Genomic DNA, 20,475 nt, shown 5'->3' with positions numbered 1-20,475 from the left:
GCGCCCCCAGGTGGGAAGGCTGCGGAAGCACTCCGCGCCTCCGGAACCGATTGATTATATCATACTGCTTCTCTATTTGCAAACAGCAGGCTGATCTGGTATACTGATCAAATTTTGTATCCCCGGAAGCGGGGCTGTGACGGACGCCGCCCGGATGCCTATCCTTCCCGCCGAAACACATGAATGCGGAACGAAGCGCGCATCTTCAGCCCGTCCAGCGCCGCCAGGCGCTGCGCGCCCGCTCTGGGCGTTTTCCAATAGTACGGCGTCATCCGGAACAGATCCTGCAGCGCCGCCCCCTCCACCGCCAGATCCGCCTCCACCGGTACGATGCGCTCATAGGAAAAGCCCTCGTAAGGGATCGCCTGTTCCGGATTGGGATAGGGCCGTTCATAGAGCACCTGCTTGAGCTGCCAGAGATGCTCCGGCCCCGGCACCACGTACAGGTAAACGCCTCCCGGCTTCAACACCCGGCGGAATTCGTCCAGCGCCAGGGGGGAAAAGCAGTTGAGCAGCAGGTCGATCTGCCGCCGGCCCACCGGCAGGCGGTAGACCGAGGCCACGGCAAATTCCCCATGGGGCAGGCGTTTGGCCGCCAGACGCACCGACGGCTTGGACAGATCCACGCCCGCCAGCCGGCTCTCCCGCCCCGCCACGGCCAGCGCGCCGAACAGCCCTGCGGTATAATAGCCCTCCCCGCAGCCCGCGTCCAGCACCGCCGCCCCCGCTCCGGCGTGCTCCAGGGCCAGCGCACACAGGGCCTTCCGCAGGGGCGCGTAGTAGTCCGCCGATAAAAAGCGGCTGCGGGCGGCCGCCATCTCTTTGTCGTCCCCCGGATCTCTGGCGTGCTTTTGGTTGGCGGGCAGCAGGTGGACGTATCCTTCCCTGGCCCGGTCATAGCTGTGGCCGTTGGGGCAGGTATAGCTCCGCTCCCCCCGCTCCAGGGGCGCGCGGCAGATGGGGCAGCAGAACAGGCTCATGGTCGTCGCTCCTTCCGCAGCGTCGTCCGGGCCGCCGAAACGGCGCCTTTGCCGCTGGTTCAAATCTGCGCGGCAGAACCGCGGGAAGAGACCGCTCTTAATTCCCTTCCATACCCACGATTATAACACGGATCTTCCGGGAAATCGCACTTGACTTTCTCCGTTTGGGCTGATATACTATCAAAGCCGCTTTGAATGGGTCAGCAAGTGAAAAAGCGCCGCGTCACTGCCGCGCTTCGTTCCACCCCCGACAGCGAGCCCGTAATGAAGGAGTTGAAACTACATGCATGCGATCATTGAGACCGGCGGCAAGCAGTACAAGGTGGCGGAGGGCGACACCCTTTTCATCGAGAAGCTGCCTGCGGAGGCCGGCGACGCCGTGACCTTCCGCAAGGTTCTGGCCGTCATCGACGGCGACAAGCTCACCGTTGGCACTCCCGTGGTGGAGGGCGCCAAGGTGGACGCCAGCGTCGTGAAGAACGGCAGGGGCAAGAAAGTCATCGTCTTCAAGTACAAGCCGAAGAAGGGTTACCGCCGCAAGCAGGGCCATCGTCAGCCCTATACCAAGGTGACCATCGGCAAGATCTCCGTCTGATGACCACCGTTTCCTTCCGCACGGAGGGGGAGCGCATCACCGGCTTCACCGTGGCGGGCCACAGCGGCTGCGCCGAAGCGGGGGAGGATCTGCTCTGCGCGGCAGTCACCAGCGCCGTCCGTCTTACCGAGTGCGCCGTCAACGACGTACTGGGCCTGGGCGCGGCGGTGAAGGTGAAGGAAAAGGACGCGTCCATCTCTCTCAAGCTCCCCGGCGCCCTGGGGCAGACCAACGAGGCCACCTGTCAGGCTTTGATGACGGCCCTGATGGTCTACTTTACCACGCTGCACGAGGAGTATCCGGACAATATCATCGTGGTGGAGGAGGAATAACTCCCCACGCAACTGCTACACACGTGTTTGGAGGTGTAACACAATGCTGAAAATCGGTCTTCAGTTCTTCGCCCACAAGAAGGGCGTCGGCTCCACCCGCAACGGCCGCGATTCCGAGGCCAAGCGCCTGGGCGTGAAGCGGGGCGACGGCCAGTACGTTCTGGCCGGCAACATTCTGGTCCGCCAGCGGGGCACCCACATCCACCCCGGCGTGAACGTGGGCAAGGGCAGCGACGACACCCTGTTCGCCCTCAAGAGCGGCAAGGTCAAGTTCGAGCGCCTGGGCAAGGACCGCAAGCAGGTCTCCATCGTGGAGATCGCCCAGTAAAAATGGGTATACTAATGGCCCCGAACGTATCCCGTTCGGGGCCATTTCCTGTACGGAGGAGGGAAATTATGGCAGCTTCTTTTGTGGATACCGCCCGCATTACGGTAAGGGCCGGAAACGGCGGCAACGGTGTGGTATCCTTCCACCGGGAGAAATACGTGGCGGCCGGCGGTCCTGACGGCGGCGACGGGGGCCGCGGCGGCGACGTGATCCTGGAGGTCAACGACCACCTGTCCACCCTGATGGACTTCCGCTACAAGCGCAAGTATGCGGCGGGCAACGGCATGGATGGCCAGGGCAAACGCTGCTCCGGCAAGGATGGGGAAAACCTGGTCATCAAGGTGCCCCGCGGCACTGTCGTGCGGGATGCCGCGACGGGCGAGATCATCTGCGACCTGTCCACCGGGGCGCCCTTCGTACTGGCCCGGGGCGGCAACGGCGGCTGGGGCAACAAGCATTTCGCCACCCCCACGCGGCAGGTCCCCCGCTTTGCCAAAGCAGGCCTGCCCGGTCAGGAGCGGCAGGTGATCCTGGAACTCAAGCTGCTGGCGGACGTGGGGCTGGTCGGCTTCCCCAACGTGGGCAAGTCCACCCTCCTTTCGGTGGTCAGCAAGGCCCAGCCCAAGATCGCCAACTACCACTTCACCACCCTTTCCCCCAATCTGGGCGTGGTGTACGTGGAGGAGGGGGTCTCCTTCGTGCTGGCCGATATCCCCGGTATCATCGAGGGCGCCGCCGACGGCGCGGGCCTGGGACACGATTTTCTGCGGCACATCGACCGCTGCCGCCTGCTCATCCATGTGGTAGACGTTTCGGGCAGCGAGGGCCGGGACCCGGTGGCCGATTTCGAGGCCATCCAGGCGGAGCTGCGGGAATACAGCCCGGAACTGGCCTCCCGCCGGATGCTGGTGGCGGGCAACAAGGTGGACATCGCCGCCGACCGCACCGGACTGGAGGCGCTGCGCGCCCATGCGGAGGGCTTGGGCATGCCCTTTTTCGAACTCTCCGCCGCCGCCCAGCAGGGGACGCGGGAGCTGATGTACGCCGCCGCCCGTGAACTGGAGAGCCTGCCGCCCATCACGGTGTATGAGCCCACGTATGTGGAGCGGCCGCCGGAGGTGGACTTGAGCGAGCCCATGACCATCACCCGGGAGGATGACGGCACCTGGATCGTAGAGGGCCCCGCCCTTCAGCGGCTGATGGCCAACGTCAATTTTGGAGACTTTGAGTCCCGCAACTGGTTTGACCGGATGCTCCGCCAGTGCGGTCTGTTCGACCGTCTGGAGGAGATGGGCATCCAGGACGGGGATCCCGTCTCCCTCTATAATCTGGAATTCGAATATCAGCGGTAGCCCGTGCATGGGAGGCCGGCGTTTTCTGCGTACGTCCGCCGCTGTTTGCCCCGGCAGCGGAAAAGGGTGTTCTCTCAGGGTCCCGGTCGGGGAGCCGCTCTTTCCGCTGCCGCTAAAAGCCTTGTTATCGCTCTCTTTTCAGAATTCGCCTGCAAGGGTCGTGCCGCGGCCTCGGAAATGGCCCTTCGCACGAAATCTTGCCTCGGTTTCTTGTGAAATGGCCGGCAAAAATTTCGTGCAGCTTTTTCGAACGCCTCACAAAAAGATCCGCTGGGAAGGCCTGGCAGAGTTGAGTCGTCCGCAGACGACGGAAGGAAAGGAAGCTCCGTCATTTCCGGAGACAGGTGCGTCGGATAATGACACCTCTCATGACGGACAGTATGAACCCAACGAACGGAAAATTGCCATGGATCAGATGCTCTACGAGGAGCGGGACGCCATCCGGATCTGTTACCATAGCTGGGTGACGAAACCCATCGCGGAGCACCGGGCGGACCTGAAGGCGTTCCGCCAGGATCACAACGATTCCACCAACGAGGACGACGGAAAGCTGTTATGACCGCATCCCGGATATTCTGTGCGGAAGACCCGGCGGCCGCCGGTTTCCCAAACGCCGAAAGGCCCGGCGCCTGCGATGTGCAGGCGCCGGGCCTTTCGGTGCGGATGCGGTCGGAGCGGGAAGCTCTGCCGCCGGGGCGCTCCGGCGGCCGCCGTTCGATCAGGCCCCCGCGGCCGGCCGTTCCCCGTCCGCGTCATAAAAGTGCTTCACGTACTCCGTAAATTTCTGGATATACGGCTGGAGACTGTAGCTTTTATGCGAGATCAGATAGAGGCTGCGCCGGGCGGCGTCCTCCGGCAGTTCAAACAGGAGCACCCGCTTCTCCTCGCAGAAATTCCGGGCCGCCCGCTCGGAAATGATGGAGACCCCCAATCCCTGAGCGACCAGATTCTTCACAGCCTCCTGATCATTGATGCGGGCGGTGATCTGCAGCTGTCCCTCCTTGACCCCCATCCGCTCCAGAAACCGGTCCGCGCTTTTTTTGCTGCCGCTCCCTTCCTCCCGCAGGATCATCGGCTCCCGCAGCAGCTCCTCCAGCGCGATCTCCCGCCGCTCCTTCAGACGCAGAAAGTGCTCGTTGACCGGCGCGATCAGCACCATGCGGTCCTGATAAAACGGGATGCAGGACAAGGCTTCGTCCGTACACTTCATCCCGATCAGCCCCACGTCAAAGCTGCAGTTCAGTAGGCCGTCCACAATGCCCCGGCTGTCGCTTTGGTGGATGGAAAAGTAAACGCCCGGGTGGGCCTTCCCGTAAGCGGTAAGCAGCTCGGGCAGGAGGTAGGCCGACGGGATGGTGGACGCTCCCAGCCGTATGATCTGCCGGCTCTCCCCCGACCAGCGCTGAAGCAGATCGTCCTGCAGCTTCAGGATCGTGGCGGCGCACTCGTACAGCTCCCATCCCCTGGGCGTGACCTCGATGCTTTTGGTGGTGCGGACGATCAGGCGGGAATGGAGCTGCTCCTCCAATTGACGGATGTGGGTGCTTATGGTAGGCTGTGAGGTGTAGAGCTTTTCCGCCGCTTTGGTAAAGCTGCGGGATTCCACCACCGTCGCAAAGGACCGCAGCTGTTTAAGCTCCATGGCCGCCCCGACCTTCCAGCAGCCGCTCCAGCGCCCGCAGGGCCGCGTCCACCTCGTCCGCCGTGTTCCACCAGCCGAAGGAAAAGCGGATGGTGCCGGTGGGATAGGTCCCCAGCGTCCGGTGGGCCGAGGGCGCGCAGTGCAGGCCCACCCGGGTCAGCACGCCGTAGTCCTCCGCCAGGGCATACGCCACCTGCGCCGGGTCCCGCCCCGGCGTCCGGAGGGACACCACCCCCGTCCGCCCGCACAGGTCCTCCCTTCCGGACACGCAGACGCCCCCGGTTTTCTCCCGCAGGACCCTCACCCCGGCCAGGAAGCGTTCGGTCAGCTGCAGCTCGTGGGCGCGGACGGCGTCGATCCCGGTCTCCCGCAGCCAGAGCAGGCCCGCATGCAGGCCGACGATGCCCGGCAGGTTCAGCGTGCCCGGCTCAAAGCGGTCGGGCATGAAATCCGGAACACGCTCTGTATGGCTGAGGCTCCCGGTCCCGCCGGAGAGCAGCGGCTCCACCAGGGGGACCATATCCTCCCGCAGCAGAAATCCGCCGGTCCCCTGAGGCCCCAGCAGCCCCTTGTGGCCGGTAAAGGCCAGCGCGTCGATGTGCATCCGCTCCATATCGATGGGCCAGACGCCTGCGGTCTGGGCGGCATCCACAAAAAACCTCAGCGCGTGCGCCCGGCAGAATTCCCCCACCGCCTCAATGGGCAGCAGCGTGCCGCACACGTTGCTGGCATGGGTCATGACCACGGCACGGGTCCGGTCGGTCAGGCATGCGGCAAGGCGCTCCACAGACAGGCTCCCGTCCCCGGCGCAGGGGACGCGGGTGAAGGCGACCCCCCGCGCTTCCAGCTGGACCAGCGGCCGCATGACGGCATTGTGCTCCATGGAGGAGACCAGCACATGGTCGCCGCTTCTGAGAAACCCCTTCAGCAGAAGATTCAGGCTCTCGGTGACGTTCTTGGTGAAGATCACCTGCCTGCAGTCCTGTCCGCCGAACAGGCCGCACAGCAGCTGGCGGGTCTCGTAGACGGTCTCTTCGGTATCATAGGCCCGGGCATAGCCGCCCCGGTTGATGTTGCTGCCCACCTGGGTCATGAAACGGTACATGGCGTCCGGCACGGCCTGCGGCTTGGGAAAGGTGGTGCTGGCGTTGTCAAGGTAGATGCTCGGCATGGCGTCCCCTCCTCGCTGTCTGGCGCGGTCTTTTTTCCAGTATACCACTTTATTATTTGTTTTTCCAATAGATTTAGAAGAATTATAAATAATTGCAATTGGAAACGGCTGGTGTTTCCTGTTATACTGAGGGTGCCGGTTCTGGGCCAAGCCGGACGCCTGTCCCGCCCGCAGCCACGGGGCCCGCCCCGGCCCACAGACGGCAACCAAATCGTTTGAGAGGGGATTGCATATGGACCTTAGAAAGGAAAAGACCTCCATTCTTTTGGCCGGAGCAGTGATCGGAATCATTGCCTCCCTGCTGGTGTTCTTCGGGAATCCGGCCAACATGGGCTTCTGCATCGCCTGCTTCCTGCGGGATACCGCCGGCGCGCTGGGGCTCCACTCCGCCGCGGCGGTGCAGTACATCCGGCCGGAGATCATCGGGCTGGTATTGGGCAGCTTCCTGCTGGCGCTGGGAAAGAAGGAGCTTTCCGCCCGGGGCGGCAGCGCCCCGCTGACCCGGTTCGTTCTGGGTGTTTTTGTGATGATCGGCTGCCTGATGTTTCTGGGCTGCCCCTTCCGCATGATCCTGCGCCTGGCCGGCGGCGACCTGAACGCGCTGTTCGGTCTGGCCGGGTTTGTCTGCGGCATCCTGGCGGGAGTGTTCTTCCTGAAGCGCGGCTACACCCTCAAGCGCACCTACCGCCTCCCCGTCCTGGAGGGAAGACTGTTTGCCTGCATCCAGGTCGTCCTGCTGGTCCTGCTGGTGGCCGCGCCCTCCCTGCTCCGCTTTACCCAGTCCGGCGGCGGACCCGGCGCCAAACACGCGGCCATTTTGATCAGCCTTGCCGCCGGACTGATCGTCGGCGCGCTGGCGCAGAGGACCCGCCTGTGCATGGTGGGCGGCATCCGGGATCTGGTCCTGTTCCGGGAGACCAAACTGATCCTGGGCTTTGTCGCCATTCTGGTCAGCGCCCTGGCGTGCAATCTGATCCTGAACGCGGCCACGCCGGACACCTATTTCCACCTGAGCCTGGCGGGGCAGCCCGTGGCCCACACCGACGGGCTGTGGAACTTTTTGGGCATGCTGCTGGCCGGCTTCGGCTGCGTCCTGCTGGGGGGCTGTCCCCTGCGCCAGCTGGTCCTCTCGGGCGAGGGGAACACGGACAGCGCCATGACCGTGATCGGGCTCATGGCCGGAGCGGCCTTTGCCCATAACTTCGGCCTGGCTTCCAGCGGCGAAGGCCCCACCGCCAACGGCAAGATCGCGGTGATCCTGGGCATTGCCGTTGTGTGCGCCATCGCGTGCCTCAACACCTTTCGGAAAAAAGACGCATAAAAGGAGAGAGCGCTTATGAAAACACTGGATGCCCGCGGCCTTTCGTGCCCGGAACCCGTCGTCCTGCTGCGCAACGCCATGGCCGCGGGAGAGCAAGCCTATCAGATCCTCGTGGACAACCCGGCCTCCCGGGAAAATGTGACCCGTTACGCGGAGCATCAGGGGTATCATGTCACCTGCACGGAGCAGGACGGGGAATATACCCTTTCCATCGTCAAGTGAGATGACCTATATCGCCACCTTTTATTCCCATTTTGGCGCCATCCGCTATAAGAAGCTGTGCCAGCTCCATGGAATGGCGGCCACGCTCATGCCGGTGCCCCGGGATCTGAGCAGCAGCTGCGGCACCTGCGTGCGCTGGGAAGGAGACGCGCCCTGCCCGGAGCCGTCCTGCCCCGAGGAGGTCGAACAGATCGTGCAGGTGCTGGAGGCGGGCTACCGCACCTGCTATCGCGCGGAGAACAGCTGAAAGGAAGTGCGCGGATGGAAACGGAAGTAAAACTGACCAAGCTGGCCGCCTGCGCCGGCTGCGGCGCCAAAGTCGGCGCAGGCACGCTGGTGCGGATGCTGGAGGGGTTTGAGACCCATCAGGACCCCCGCCTGATCGTGGGCTACGACAAGAGCGACGACGCCAGCGTCTACGCCATCAGCGATACGGTGGCGTTGGTCCAGACCACCGACTTTTTTCCCCCCATTGTGGACGATCCGTTCCTTTACGGGCAGATCGCGGCGGCCAATGCCATGAGCGACGTCTACGCCATGGGCGCGGAACCCAAGCTGGCCCTGAACATCATGTGTATTCCGGAGCGGATGGAGGCCGCCACCGTGCAGGAGATCCTGCGGGGAGGCTACGCCAAGGCCTATGAGGCGGGGGCCATCATCACCGGCGGGCACACGATCCACGGCGCAGAGCCCATTTACGGACTGGCCGTATCCGGCTTTGTGCACCCCAAGGCGGTCCTGAAAAACTGCGGCGCCCGGCCCGGGGACGCGCTGATCCTCACCAAGCCCTTGGGCGTGGGCATTCTGACCACGGCCGCCAAGGCGGATCTGGTGGAGCAGCCGGTTCTGGAGCGCGTCTGGCGGCAGATGGCCACGCTGAACAAAACGGCCCGGGACATCATGGTCCGTTATCCGGTCCACAGCTGTACGGACGTCACCGGCTTCGCCCTGCTGGGCCACAGCTTTGAAATGGCGCAGGGGAGCGGCTGCTCCATCCACATCAGGACCAGCCAGGTTCCCTTCCACGCCGAGGCCTATCCGCTGGCTGAAATGGGCCTCATCCCTGCCGGGGCCTACCGCAACCGGGACTATGCCGCCCGCGGTGTGGCCGCAGGCGCCGGCGTCAGCCGTGCCATGCAGGACATCCTGTACGACCCTCAGACCAGCGGCGGACTGCTGATGGCTCTTCCGGAAGACCAGGCGCAGGCCTGCCTGGATGAGCTGCGCGAGCAGATCCCACAGGCCGCGATCATCGGTTCCGTGACCGAGCGGCTGGAACAGTGGATCTATCTGGACGAATAGGGCCGCGCGGTCCGGCCGGCTGTTTTCCCATCAACTCCAAAGCGGGGTATGCGCGTGTGCGCATACCCCGCTTTTGTTTGAAACCGTACCGCGTTTCCCTTATACGCCGAACCGCTTGAGCGCCTCTTCCACCTCTTGGACAAACGTCTGGCTCATCTGGGTTCGGAACTTCTCCACGGAAAAGTTCAGGTTGATGGTCCCCGTAATGCGCCTGCCTCCGTCACGAATGGGAAAGGCCACCGAGGCCAGCATATCATAAAGCTCGCCCACCGCTACGCCGTATCCCTGGCTTCGGGTGCGCACGATCTCCTGCAGCAGCTCGTCCCGGTCGATGATCGTATTGCGGGTATGGGGGACGATACGCGCCTTTGCGATCCACTCCATCAGCGCGTCCTGTTCCATCTGGGCCAGATGGAATTTCCCGGCGGCGGTACAATACACTGGACAGACCTGCCCCGGCGTAGGCTGCATCCCAAAGCTGATGTTTTCTCCCACACTGATGATGTGGATGATGGACGCCCCGTCGAATACCGTCAGTCCCACCTCACAGCCATACCGCATGGAAAAGTAATTCATGATGGGGATGATCCGGTCGATGGCGCCGTCCCGGTTGATGACATCGCCGGACAGGGCATACAGCTTGTACGTCAGATAATACTGCTTATTCGTATGCTGTTCCACGTACCCCAGGCCCTTCAGCCCGGTCAGGATACGGTGGACTGTGGCGGTGGACATGTCCAGCGCCGCCGATATCTCCTGGATGGAGAGCTTCCGCCCCATATCGCTCATGTACTCGATCACAGAAAAAATCTTCTGCATGGAGTCCTCATTACTGTTCATATTTCACCGCCGTCCCTACAGCCCAAAATTCTCCAGCGCCCTCTGGACATCTTCCGTGAAGGTGCTGCACATGTTTTCCTGATAGGTCTCCGGCAGCATACGGAAATTGAAGGTCCCGATCGCAGCCCCGCTCTGATCGTGAATGGGGAACGCCACTGCGTATACGATATCATACAGCTCGCCTTCGCTGACGCCGTAGCCCTGATCCCGGGTCCTCCGGATTTCCTGATAGAGCTGCTGCTTGTCAATGATGGTCCGTATGGTATGCGGCAGCAGCGCGCTCTCTTCGATCCAGCGGCTGAGCGCGTCCGGCGCCATCTGCGCCAGAAAAGCCTTGCCCGGCGCGGAGCAGTAGAGCGGAAACACCTGTCCGGGCCGCAGGCAGTCCTTTCCCAAATTAATGTTCCTCCCTACATTCAGGACGTGGATGATGGTGTCGTCCGCGAAGACCGTCAGCCCCACCTCGCAGCCGTAGCGCATGGCAAAGTAATTCATATAGGGGATCATATCCTGCAGAAAGTTATCCCGGTTGAGGGACTTGCCGGCCACTTTATAGACCTTATAGGTCAGATAATACCGCTTGTTTTCATCCTGATCCACATACCCCAGTTCCATCAGGCCGTTCAGGAGCCGGTGCGCGGCGGCGCTTGTCAGGCAAAGCGCCCCGGCCAGTTCCTGGAGGGGAACTTTGCGCTTCTCCCTGCTCAGATATTCGACCACAGAGAAGGTCCTCTGCAAGGTGCTTTCATTGGAAGCTGCCATATGCTCCCTCCCTTTCTATTTCCAAGATTTTATCACAAGAAACGCCCAAAAAGCAAGGGAGGCGAGACCCCCGGAGCCTGATGCGCTTATGCCTCATCCATATCCCGCAGCGCGATCGCGCCGGTGGGGCAGGTCCGTACGCAGGCGGGTTCCAGACCGTGCCGCCAGCGCTCGATACAGCCGTCGCATTTGATCATCTTACCGTCGGTCCCGAATGAGGGCGCTCCATACGGGCAGGCCATGGCGCAGCTGTGGCAGCCGATGCAGTTGGTATTGTCATATATGGTCAGGTTGGTCTCCGGATCCTTTTTCAGGCATCCGGAGGGACACCCCGCGATACAGGGCGCATCATCGCAGTGCATGCAGGACACGGACAAGTAGCCCTCCCGTCCCAGCGCCTCTACGTCATAGATATGCCGCAGAGGGCACACCCCGGCCTCCACGTCGATATCGTGCTGATCCATACAGGCCACAGCGCAGGCCCCGCAGGCAGAGCACTTTTCGATTTCCAGCAGCAGACGCAGCTTCATGCTTTTCCGCCTCCCTTCCGGATGCGGCAGCGGACGCAGTTATAGCCCGGATAGCCCGAATAGGGGTCCAGATGGACGCTGCCTACCAGCTCGTTGGCATCCGCTTCCCGGTAGCCGTGATACATCTGAAGGCACCCTGGCAGGATCCGCGCGGTGGGGTTGGCCCGTACCGCAAGAGTCCCGGCGGTACTCTCGATGGTGATCCAGTCCCCCTCGCCCACGCCCAGGGCCGCGGCGTCCCCATCGTTCAGGTCGGCCATGGGATCGGGGCGGAGGGAGCGGGTCCAGGGTACCTCGTGCATCCGGCTGTGCAGCGCGAAGGGGAGCCGCGCGCCCACCGACAGCACCATGGGATACTCCTCCGGCTCCGCCCGGTCCCAGGGGGGCGTATAGGTAGGCAGCGGGCTCAATCCAGGGGCGTACCGCTCGATGCTGGTGGAATAGAGTTCAAATTTCCCGGTGGGGGTATCGTATCCCCGCGCGGTATAGGCGCCCGGCTCATAAGGCCGGGCGTCAGGCACCCTGACCGGCCGGTCCTCCCGGATGCAGTCGTCCAGGCTGAGGGCACAGTCTGAGAGCATCCAGCGCACACAGTTTTCATAGCCCGAGCGCAGCAGCGGGTCGTCCAGGTCCAGAACGTCGGCCAGCTCCTTGATGATGGTGGAATCCGGCCGGGCGGAATAGAGCGGCGCGATGACCGGTTTGATATAGGTGGCAAAGCCGCCGGGATACACTTTGAATTCCTCCCGCTCAAAGGATGTGCACACGGGCAGGACAATATCGGAGTGGCGGCACATGTCCGTCATAAACAGCTCCGCGCTCATGACAAATTCCAGCTCGTCCACCGCCTCCAGGATCTTGTGGGGCTCGGGGAACATACGGTGGTTGAGGCCGAAGGCCATGACAGCCTTGACGGGATAGGGCGTCCCCTCCCGGATCTGCCGGGTCAGGTCGGTCATCTGCCCCTCGTCCATAAAGTGCTCCCACAGCGGAAAGCGCCTGTCGCCGATGCGGGGCGGGGCATCCTTCGGCTTGGTGGCATGAGTGAATTCATGCTCCCGGGTCTGAAACCCGGCCCACTGGTGGGAATAGGTCTCCCCGATGGGAAAATTGCCGCCTTTTACGTCGTAGTTGCCGGTAATGGCACTCAGGCTCATAATGGCGCGGAAGGTCTGGTAGCCGTTGCGGTGATGGACGATGGGCGCGCCGCTCTGGCTGATGCAGGAGGGCTTATTGGTGGCATACCACTCCGTGGCCCGCTCGACGTCCTTTGCCGCCAGGCCGGTAATCTCACAGACCCGCTTCAAGTCAAACTGCCGGACGTAGCCGGCGTATGCCTCGAACCCGTGGACATGGTGCTCCACATAATCCCGATCCACCCAGCCGTTGTCGATGATAAGCTTCCCCATGCCCAGCGCCAGGGCTCCGTCGGTGCCCGGCCGGATACGCAGGTGCAGGTCGGCCAGCTTGGTGGTCATGGGGGTGACCCGCGGGTCAATGACCACGATCTTCTGCCCCCGCTCCTTCACCTCATAGAGCTGCCGCAGCTGAGTCGGTTTGGAGTGGTAGGGATTGACCGCCCAGGCCATGAAGGTGGCTGCGTTTTGCACGTCGTAGGCGGAAAAGGTGCCGACCATATCCTTCCACGCCTCCACTGTGGCCATGTGACAGGTGGAGGACTCCGACCCGAAGTTGGGGGAGCCGAAGGAATGGGCCAGCCGCTGGAGGAAAGAGCGGTACCATTTGGCGTAGCCGGAATAGAACAGCACCGACTCCGGCCCATAGGCCGCTTTGAGCTGCTTCAGCCGCGCAGCGATCTCCCGGTAAGCCTCCTCCCAGGAGATCTCCTCGAACTGGCCGCTGCCCCGGGGACCCGTCCGGCGCAGCGGCGTTTGAATGCGGTCGGCGCGGTAGATATACTGCCGGTTGGCATGCCCCTTGGGGCACAGGTTCCCATTGCTGACCGGATAGTCCGGCGTTCCCTCGATCTTGACGACCCGGCCGTCCTTCACATACGCGTCGATTCCGCAGTGAAACAGCGGCTCGCATACGGAACAAAACGTGTGTTTGACCTCGATCCCGGTCTCCTTGCAGGGGATCTTCGCCTCTTGCAGGCGCTCCAGTTCCGTCATGTTCCTTCCCCTCCCATCAGCAGTTCCGTCAGCTCCCGGGGAAGGCCGCTTTTCAGGAGAACGGCCTTCATCTGCGCATCCGCGGGCGTATCGTGCCGGTACAGGGCCCGCAGCATGTAATTTTTTACGGCGCCGCTGTTTTTGAACAGATTCAGCAGGTTGATACAGCGGACCCGGCCGTCCGAAATGGTGGCCTCGGCGTACTGCCGTCCCTTGTCCACGAAGACCCGCCGCTCACCCGGCAGGCTCTTGTCTCCAAAGGAGACAAAGTCCATATCCATAAAGTGGGTGATGTTGTGAAGCAGGTTGCCGGGATAGGCCGCATCCAGTCCGGCCATGTTTTTCCCGGCCGTCTCTCCCTGACACACCGCGTTGGCCCACAGGCCGATGAGGCGGGTCCCCTCGATGGAGAGGTCGCGGCCCTGACAGCAATCCCCCGCCGCAAACAGGTCCGGCACGCTGGTTTGCATATGCTCGTCCACCACAACGCCCCGGTCGATCTCCACCTGCTCCGGCGCAAGGCAGTCCAAGGCGGTCCGGGTGCCGATGCAGACCACGACTGCGTCCACGATCTCCCGATCCCCGCCGGAGAAGCTCACCTCCGCCCGGCCGTCCTGTTCGCAGGCCCCGGTGGTCTTTTCCCCAAAGCGCAGGACGATCCCCCTTTCCCGGAGCTCGCCCTCGATCCGCCGGCTGGTCTCCGCAAAGGCGGCGGTCGGAAAAATGTGGGGCGCCAGATCGGAAAGCACCACCTCGATGCCCCGCTCCTCCAGCAGTTCCACGATCTTGATGCCCACCATGGAGGCACCTACGACCAGTACCCGCCGGAGCGTTCCCCCCGCCAAGGCTTCCTTGAGCCGCACCGCGTCCTCCACCGAGCGCATGGAAAAGATCCTCTCGTCGGGCAGCGTGCCCACCGGCGGCACGAAGGCCCGCGCGCCGGTGGATACCAGGATCTTGTCATAGGTTTGCACCGTCCCGTCTGTCCGCCGGAGGGTCCTGGCCCCGGCGTCGATGGAGGCCGCCGTGCATTGGTCAAACAGCGTAAAGGAGAGCTCCTGTTTCAGCTGCTCCATGCTTCCGAAGGGAAACATAGCTTCATAGGGGATCTTCCCCTTCACGTAATAAGTAGTCAGCATCGGGTTATAGGGCGGCAGCCCGGTATCGCTGTACACATCTACCGCCGCGCTGCAGCCGGCCGCGCGGAGTGCCTTGAGTGCATGGCAGCCTGCGCAGCCGAACCCTACGATTGCAAAACGCTCCATTCAAACGCTTCCTTTCCGGATTTGCGGCTCCTATTTCATCAGGTTGGGCAGCCAGGTCACCAGCCCCGGGAAAAGCAGCAGCAGCGCCACCACGACAAGCTGTATGCCCATCCACGGTGCAGAGGCCCGGAAAATCTGGCCCAGAGACGCGTCCGGGACGCAGCCCTTCAGCACGTAGACGTTCAGGCCCACGGGCGGGGAGAGCAGGCTGACCTGGATCATAATGATGACCATGACGCCAAACCAGATGGGATCCACGCCCAAGTTGCTCATGATGGGGTAGAAGATGGGGATGGTCAGCAGGATCATACCCATGGTGTCGAAGAACATGCCCAGAGGGATGTAGACCAGCAGCATCAGGATTATGGTAGCCATCATCGGCATCTGAGAGCCGATAAACAGATTGGAGAAGGCAGACGCAAACCCGCATCGGGTCAGGAAGAGCTGGAACACCGCCGCGCCGACCGAGATCAGCATGATCATGCAGGTCATCTTCACGGTGTCCACCAGGGCGGATCTGATCCCCTTCCAGCTCAGATTCTTCTTGATGGCCGCGATCACGACGGCGCCCAGGCAGCCCACCGCAGCGGCCTCGGTAGCGGTGGCGATGCCCAGATAGATGGAGCCGATCACGCCGCCGAACAATACCACGATCGCCCAGATGCCCTTGAGTGAACGCAGTTTTTCCCGCAGGGGGACCTTTTTCGAGGACACGGGAGCGAGCTTTGGGTTGATGGCGCAGCGGATGCCCAGATAGGCCAGCATGGCCACCGCCATGATGACGCCGGGGAGTACGCCGCCCAACAGGATGCGGCCCACGGACTGCTCGGTGGTGATGGCGTACATCACCGCCGGGATGGAGGGCGGGATCAGAATGCCCAGGGTGCCTGCGCCGGCAATGGTGCCCAGGCTGAGACGGCGGTCATACCCATAGCGGTCCATCTCCGGCAGTGCGATGCGGGTCATGGCGGCCACCATGCCCACGGAGGAACCGGTGGTGGCGGCAAAGCCCGCGCAGGCGAACACCGTAGCCATGCCAAGCCCGCCGGGAAGCCGGCCCAGCAGCTTATAGCCGGTATCGTACAGCTCGGTGGTAATTCCCGCCTCGTTGGCCAGGTTTCCCATTAGGATAAACATGGGGATGGCCACCAGCGTAAAGGAGGAAATGGCGCTGACCGGCGTGGTGGCCAGGGCGTAGTTGGCCAGTACCGTCCCCTTGGTCAGCAGCAGTCCTCCGGCCCCTACGATAAACATGGAGATCCCGATGGGGACCCGCAGCAGCATCAGTACGATCAGCGCCACCAGCGCAATCAGTCCGATCAGCAAAGGATTCATAACTTTTCCTCCTCCATCAGGCCGTTATTTCCGCCTTGGCCCAGAGCGAGCTTTACGGCATCCACAGTATCCAGGATCAGCTGCAGCAGCATGGCGGTGATCCCTAGGGCGATAGTAAACTTCAGCACATACACCGGCATTTTCATGGCGGAGAGCTGGATCTCCTTGATCGCCCAGGATTCTCCAAATGCCCGCCAGATGCACACGGCAAAGCAGAGAAACAGTGCGTCGCACAGCAGATAGGCGATTACGTCAACGACCCGCCTGGTCTGCTGCCCCAGCCGGTCATACAGCAGCTCCACACAAATGTGTCCTTTTTCCTTCTGGGTATAGGAAAAACCGAAATAGGCCGCCGTCACATACAGATAGATGGCGATCTCGCTCACCCCAAGGATGGGGGAGTGGAACACATTGCGCGCCACCAGCTCCGCCGTCATGATGATCCAGATCAGTGCGATCAGCAACGCCGACAGAAGTCCGAAGAAATCGGGTACCTTCCGCAAAAGTTTCATACAGTCGCTCCTTCCGTCTTTTAAAAGGGCGGGAGACCCCTTTGGGAGTCTCCCGCCGGATCCGCCGCAGGCTGCGGTCACTCGTAGACCTGATAGGCGATATCGTCCGGAGCATACTTGGCCACCAGTGCCTGATAGGTGTCCAGGATCTCCTGGCCGTTATACCCGTAAGAGGTAGCGGTATCCACAAACTCCTGGGCGTCTACTGCCAGCTTTTCCGCCCACTTGTCCCGCTCCTCCTTGGGGAGGACGATCACTTCGCCGCCGGCATCTTCAATGGCCTGGATGGAGTCCTTGATGGCCCCGCCCATCCACGTTTCGCTGGAATACTCGTCCACGAAGCGCTCATAGACCGTCTGGAAGGCCTGCTTATAGGCCTCGGGCAGCTTGTCATAGACCGCCTTATTCATGTAGATGCTGGAGGTGGTGTACATGCCGTAGCCGGTATAGATAAAGTAGTCGCTGATCTCCTGGAGCTTGTAGGAGACCGCCAGGGTGACGGGGATCCCGGTGGCGGCGTCCACGGTCTTGCGCTCCAGGGCCTCATAGATCTCGTTGGCGGCCATGGCCACGGGGGTCGCGCCCAGCTTGGTCATATCCGCATTGACCGCGCCCATGGCCCGGATCTTCAGGCCCGTCAGATCGTTCAGGGACTCAATCTTCAGGTTCGAGCACATGGCCAGCTCGCTGGGGGCCACGACGCCCAAGTTCACCACGTTCTGAGCGGCGCACATCTCCCGGAAGGGGGCGTAGGTCTGGAACATCTCATACAGGGCCTTGTTGGTCACCCACTCGGACGTGGTCGTATAGGGGATGGTGGCCACGAACGTGGGATAGAACTGCGTCTCGAAAAATCCCTCCGGGACAAAGGCGATGTCCGTCAAGCCCTCGGATACGGACGTCAGGGAATCGGTGGCGCTGACCAGGGACCCTGCAAAATAGTACTCAAACGTAAGCAGGCCGCCGGTCTCCTTGGATACTTCTTCAAAGAAGTATTTCAGCGAGGCGCCGTCCACACCGGTCTCAGGCAAATGCGTCGCAAAGGTCAGCGTCATAGGATCCGGCTGCTCTCCCGAAGGCGCGCCGCTTTCGGCTGCCGGTGCGCCGGTCTGCGGCGCAGGCGTGCCGCTTTCCCCCGACGTCTGTCCACCGCAGCCGCCCAGCGCCGCCAAAAGGGTCAACAACAGGAACAGGGCGAGACTTCTCTTACCGATCGTTTTCATAACATCCTCCTCTACAAGTCGTTTCCATTCCTTCTATTGTAAATATCCTTCTGGCTTCAGAACGATATTAACAAACAGCTTAAAATTTATATTTTTTATTTTTTCGATATTTTATCTATTTGAATGAAATAATTATTTTGTTCAAATAATTTATAGCATATTCCCCTCAGCATGTCAACAGGGAAACCACAATTTTCTACCCACAAAATAGATATTTTGCACTACTCTCCTCTTTTTCGCGCTGCTTCTCTATTGCAGCAAAAGAAGCCGTCTGATTTCACTCTTTTTTGCCACAAAAAAGTCCCGCCCCGCCGGGAGGGCTCCCGTTCTGAACCGGCTGAACCTTATTCCGCTGCAAGTGCGGAACCGCGCGCACAACACGGCCCGGCACACAGGGCCCGGATCAAGTCGTGCATCCGGTGGCCCTCGGTTTTCCCGCTTCCACTTCTCCGCCGCGCCAACCAACGCTGTCTCCGGTCCTTTTCCTGTCTTCCGCTTGACCGTCCCCCAGGGGGATACTGCCCATGGAGCTGCAGCGCAGCTTGGGCGGGAAGGCCCTGCCGCTGCCAGCGTCACACCCCGCCCAGCGGACCTGCTGCCCCGCGCTATCTGAGAGAAGGGCAGCCATTCCCCCACGGTGCAGTATTTTTTGACAGACGCGCTCTTTTCGGATATAATACGGATATATTGCGCCTGAATTGACCACGTCCGGGGGGATGTGGCCGTTTTTCGGCATCAACCGGTCCGGAGGGGATCCCATGCCGCGCTGTAAATCCGAGCGCAGCTGCCGCTGCGCTTTTGCCGTTACGCCCCCATAAGGGCGCTCTTCTCAATCTCCCTGTGCGTTCTTACACGCCCAAGGCAGCAAACCGCCCCATCTGCGTGCCAATCGGCGCGTGGGCTGATCCCGGCCCCGCGCCCTGTTCTGGAGGTTATCCGCTATGTCTCAGTATCAATCCGAAATCAATCGCCGCCGCACCTTTGCCATCATCAGCCATCCGGACGCGGGCAAGACCACGCTGACGGAAAAATTCCTGCTCTACGGCGGGGCCATTGCCCAGGCCGGTATCGTCAAGGGCAAGAAGAATTCCCGCGCCGCCACCTCCGACTGGATGGAGATCGAGAAGCAGCGCGGCATCTCCGTCACCTCCTCGGTAATGCAGTTCCAGTACGAGGGCTTCTGCATCAATATTCTGGATACCCCCGGCCACCAGGACTTCTCCGAGGACACCTACCGCACCCTGATGGCCGCCGATTCCGCCGTAATGGTCATTGACGCCGCCAAGGGTGTGGAGGCCCAGACCCGCAAGCTCTTTAAGGTCTGCGCCATGCGGGACATCCCCATTTTCACATTTATAAACAAAATGGACCGGGAAGCCCGGGATCCCTTTGAGCTGTGCGAGGAGCTGGAAAAGGAGCTCGGTCTGGAAACCTACCCGGTCAACTGGCCCATCGGCTGCGGCAAGGAATTTCAGGGCGTCTATGACCGGGGCAGGGGCGAGATCATCCACTTCACCTCCAACGGCGGCGCCAAGGCGGCCACCGCCACGGAAGTGCTTCTGGACGATCCCAACCTGGACGCGCTCATCGGGCCGCGGCTGCACGCCCAGCTCTCCGACGACATCGAGCTGCTGGACGGCGCGGCGGCGGAGTTCGACCTGGAGCGCGTGCGCCACGGCAAGCTCTCTCCCGTGTTCTTTGGCTCCGCTCTCACCAACTTCGGCGTGGAGCCGTTTCTGGAGGAGTTCCTGCGCATGACTACCGCTCCGCTGCCCCGAACGGCCGGAGAACTGGTGGTCGACTGCATGGACGACGACTTCTCCGCCTTCGTCTTCAAGATCCAGGCCAACATGAACAAAGCCCACCGGGACCGCATCGCCTTCCTGCGGGTGGTATCCGGCCGGTTCGACGCGGACAAAGAGGTCTACCATGTCCAGGCCGGTAAGAAGATCCGCCTTTCCCGGCCCCAGCAGCTCATGGCCGCCGAACGGGAGATCATTGAGGAGGCCTACGCCGGCGATATCATCGGCGTGTTCGACCCGGGCATCTTCTCCATCGGAGATACCCTGTGCGCTCCGGGTAAAAAATTCCGGTTCGACCCCATCCCCACCTTTGCCCCCGAGCATTTCCGCCGGGTGCGCAGTCTGGACACCATGAAGCGCAAGCAGTTTTTGAAGGGCATGGAGCAGATCGCCCAGGAGGGCGCCATCCAGATCTTCAAAACGCCCTATACCGGCATGGAAGAGGTCATCGTGGGGGTGGTGGGCACCCTTCAGTTCGACGTGCTGGAGTACCGCTTAAAGAACGAGTACAATGTGGAACTCTATATGGAGGGTCTGCCCTACGAATATCTGCGCTGGATCCGGAGCGCGGACGGCGAGCCGGTGAAGGAGGAGGACCTCATCCTGGGCACCGACGTAAAGCTGGTGGAGGACTATAAGGGCAATCAGCTGCTGCTGTTCGGGTCTCAATGGGCCATCGGCTGGACCCAGGAGCGGAACCGGGATCTGACCTTCTATGAATTTGGCGGCGGGATCGCCTGAATGCAAGCCAAGACCACGCGTGAAACGCGTGGCTTGAACAAGCCCTAAAAGGGCATGGTGAGGCCAGCGCCGAAACGACGCCGACTTT

General features: G+C 61.9%; 21 protein-coding genes. 10 read left to right on the top strand and 11 right to left on the bottom strand.

Going from position 1 to position 20,475, the window contains the following annotated elements:
- Nucleotides 1–158: 158 nt before the first annotated feature.
- Complete coding sequence (locus tag H8S57_RS03880) at nucleotides 159–980, bottom strand: putative RNA methyltransferase (RefSeq protein WP_186906767.1); 822 nt, start codon at nucleotides 978–980, stop codon at nucleotides 159–161.
- A 283-nt stretch (nucleotides 981–1,263) separates the two neighbouring features.
- Here H8S57_RS03880 and rplU point away from each other — a divergent pair, with 283 nt between their 5' ends.
- From rplU to H8S57_RS03855, 5 genes are all read left to right on the top strand, one after another.
- Nucleotides 1,264–1,575 carry a 50S ribosomal protein L21 gene (rplU, locus tag H8S57_RS03875; RefSeq protein WP_186906766.1) on the top strand — a complete coding sequence of 104 codons (312 nt, stop codon included), beginning with the start codon at nucleotides 1,264–1,266 and terminating at the stop codon, nucleotides 1,573–1,575.
- The gene (locus H8S57_RS03870; protein ID WP_186906765.1) at nucleotides 1,575–1,907 is read left to right on the top strand and encodes a ribosomal-processing cysteine protease Prp; all 333 of its coding nucleotides are present in this window, start codon (nucleotides 1,575–1,577) and stop codon (nucleotides 1,905–1,907) included. Before rplU ends, H8S57_RS03870 begins: the two co-directional genes overlap by 1 nt.
- A 43-nt stretch (nucleotides 1,908–1,950) precedes the next feature.
- On the top strand, nucleotides 1,951–2,235 hold the full coding sequence (gene rpmA, locus H8S57_RS03865) for a 50S ribosomal protein L27 (protein ID WP_186906764.1): 285 nt from the start codon (nucleotides 1,951–1,953) through the stop codon (nucleotides 2,233–2,235).
- 68 nt (nucleotides 2,236–2,303) lie between these two features.
- A complete protein-coding gene (gene obgE / locus H8S57_RS03860; protein WP_186906763.1) occupies nucleotides 2,304–3,587 on the top strand; it encodes a GTPase ObgE in 1,284 nt (427 codons plus the stop codon).
- Nucleotides 3,588–3,993: 406 nt separating this feature from the next.
- Nucleotides 3,994–4,146, top strand: a complete 153-nt coding sequence (locus H8S57_RS03855; protein ID WP_186906762.1) for a hypothetical protein — start codon at nucleotides 3,994–3,996, stop codon at nucleotides 4,144–4,146.
- Between the two features lie 159 nt (nucleotides 4,147–4,305).
- On the opposite strand, the gene H8S57_RS03850 is transcribed toward H8S57_RS03855, so the two are convergent.
- Together H8S57_RS03850 and H8S57_RS03845 are read right to left on the bottom strand one after the other, a co-directional pair.
- Nucleotides 4,306–5,229, bottom strand: a complete 924-nt coding sequence (locus H8S57_RS03850; protein WP_186906761.1) for a selenium metabolism-associated LysR family transcriptional regulator — start codon at nucleotides 5,227–5,229, stop codon at nucleotides 4,306–4,308.
- Nucleotides 5,219–6,400: an aminotransferase class V-fold PLP-dependent enzyme gene (locus tag H8S57_RS03845; protein ID WP_186906760.1), complete on the bottom strand. Its 1,182-nt coding sequence runs from the start codon at nucleotides 6,398–6,400 to the stop codon at nucleotides 5,219–5,221. The genes H8S57_RS03850 and H8S57_RS03845 overlap by 11 nt, the downstream gene beginning before the upstream one ends.
- Before the next feature lie 232 nt (nucleotides 6,401–6,632).
- On the opposite strand from H8S57_RS03845, the gene yedE reads away from it, so the two are divergent.
- The 4 genes from yedE to selD are packed head-to-tail and all read left to right on the top strand — an operon-like array spanning nucleotide 6,633 to nucleotide 9,245.
- A complete protein-coding gene (yedE, locus tag H8S57_RS03840; protein ID WP_186906759.1) occupies nucleotides 6,633–7,721 on the top strand; it encodes a YedE family putative selenium transporter in 1,089 nt (362 codons plus the stop codon).
- 15 nt (nucleotides 7,722–7,736) lie between these two features.
- Nucleotides 7,737–7,943 carry a sulfurtransferase TusA family protein gene (locus H8S57_RS03835; RefSeq protein WP_186906758.1) on the top strand — a complete coding sequence of 69 codons (207 nt, stop codon included), beginning with the start codon at nucleotides 7,737–7,739 and terminating at the stop codon, nucleotides 7,941–7,943.
- A 1-nt stretch (nucleotide 7,944) separates the two neighbouring features.
- Nucleotides 7,945–8,190, top strand: coding sequence for a putative Se/S carrier protein (locus H8S57_RS03830; protein WP_186906757.1), 246 nt, complete (start codon nucleotides 7,945–7,947; stop codon nucleotides 8,188–8,190).
- Nucleotides 8,191–8,204: 14 nt separating this feature from the next.
- Nucleotides 8,205–9,245, top strand: a complete 1,041-nt coding sequence (gene selD, locus H8S57_RS03825) for a selenide, water dikinase SelD (protein ID WP_186906756.1) — start codon at nucleotides 8,205–8,207, stop codon at nucleotides 9,243–9,245.
- Nucleotides 9,246–9,344: 99 nt separating this feature from the next.
- On the opposite strand, the gene H8S57_RS03820 is transcribed toward selD, so the two are convergent.
- The 8 genes from H8S57_RS03820 to H8S57_RS03785 form a co-directional block, all read right to left on the bottom strand.
- On the bottom strand, nucleotides 9,345–10,064 hold the full coding sequence (locus tag H8S57_RS03820) for an IclR family transcriptional regulator (protein WP_186906755.1): 720 nt from the start codon (nucleotides 10,062–10,064) through the stop codon (nucleotides 9,345–9,347).
- Nucleotides 10,065–10,100: 36 nt separating this feature from the next.
- Entirely contained in the window at nucleotides 10,101–10,847 is a 747-nt protein-coding gene (locus tag H8S57_RS03815; protein ID WP_186906754.1) for an IclR family transcriptional regulator, read from the bottom strand.
- Between the two features lie 86 nt (nucleotides 10,848–10,933).
- Nucleotides 10,934–11,377 (bottom strand): 4Fe-4S dicluster domain-containing protein, encoded by a 444-nt coding sequence (locus H8S57_RS03810; RefSeq protein ID WP_186906753.1) that lies wholly within the window; start codon nucleotides 11,375–11,377, stop codon nucleotides 10,934–10,936.
- Nucleotides 11,374–13,509: a molybdopterin-containing oxidoreductase family protein gene (locus H8S57_RS03805; RefSeq protein ID WP_186906752.1), complete on the bottom strand. Its 2,136-nt coding sequence runs from the start codon at nucleotides 13,507–13,509 to the stop codon at nucleotides 11,374–11,376. The genes H8S57_RS03810 and H8S57_RS03805 overlap by 4 nt, the downstream gene beginning before the upstream one ends.
- Entirely contained in the window at nucleotides 13,506–14,774 is a 1,269-nt protein-coding gene (locus H8S57_RS03800) for an NAD(P)/FAD-dependent oxidoreductase (protein WP_186906751.1), read from the bottom strand. Before H8S57_RS03800 ends, H8S57_RS03805 begins: the two co-directional genes overlap by 4 nt.
- 30 nt (nucleotides 14,775–14,804) lie before the next feature.
- The gene (locus H8S57_RS03795; RefSeq protein ID WP_186906750.1) at nucleotides 14,805–16,109 is read right to left on the bottom strand and encodes a TRAP transporter large permease; all 1,305 of its coding nucleotides are present in this window, start codon (nucleotides 16,107–16,109) and stop codon (nucleotides 14,805–14,807) included.
- Nucleotides 16,106–16,621, bottom strand: a complete 516-nt coding sequence (locus tag H8S57_RS03790; RefSeq protein WP_186906749.1) for a TRAP transporter small permease subunit — start codon at nucleotides 16,619–16,621, stop codon at nucleotides 16,106–16,108. The genes H8S57_RS03795 and H8S57_RS03790 overlap by 4 nt, the downstream gene beginning before the upstream one ends.
- 77 nt (nucleotides 16,622–16,698) lie before the next feature.
- Nucleotides 16,699–17,844: a TRAP transporter substrate-binding protein gene (locus H8S57_RS03785; protein WP_186906748.1), complete on the bottom strand. Its 1,146-nt coding sequence runs from the start codon at nucleotides 17,842–17,844 to the stop codon at nucleotides 16,699–16,701.
- A gap of 941 nt (nucleotides 17,845–18,785) precedes the next feature.
- Here H8S57_RS03785 and H8S57_RS03780 point away from each other — a divergent pair.
- Nucleotides 18,786–20,387: a peptide chain release factor 3 gene (locus H8S57_RS03780; RefSeq protein ID WP_186906747.1), complete on the top strand. Its 1,602-nt coding sequence runs from the start codon at nucleotides 18,786–18,788 to the stop codon at nucleotides 20,385–20,387.
- The last annotated feature ends 88 nt before the right edge of the window (nucleotides 20,388–20,475 follow it).

This window comes from Lawsonibacter hominis (genome assembly GCF_014287895.1).
Taxonomy (GTDB): Bacteria; Bacillota; Clostridia; order Oscillospirales; family Oscillospiraceae; genus Lawsonibacter_A; species Lawsonibacter_A hominis.
This window is presented reverse-complemented; position numbering and strand designations above follow the sequence as displayed.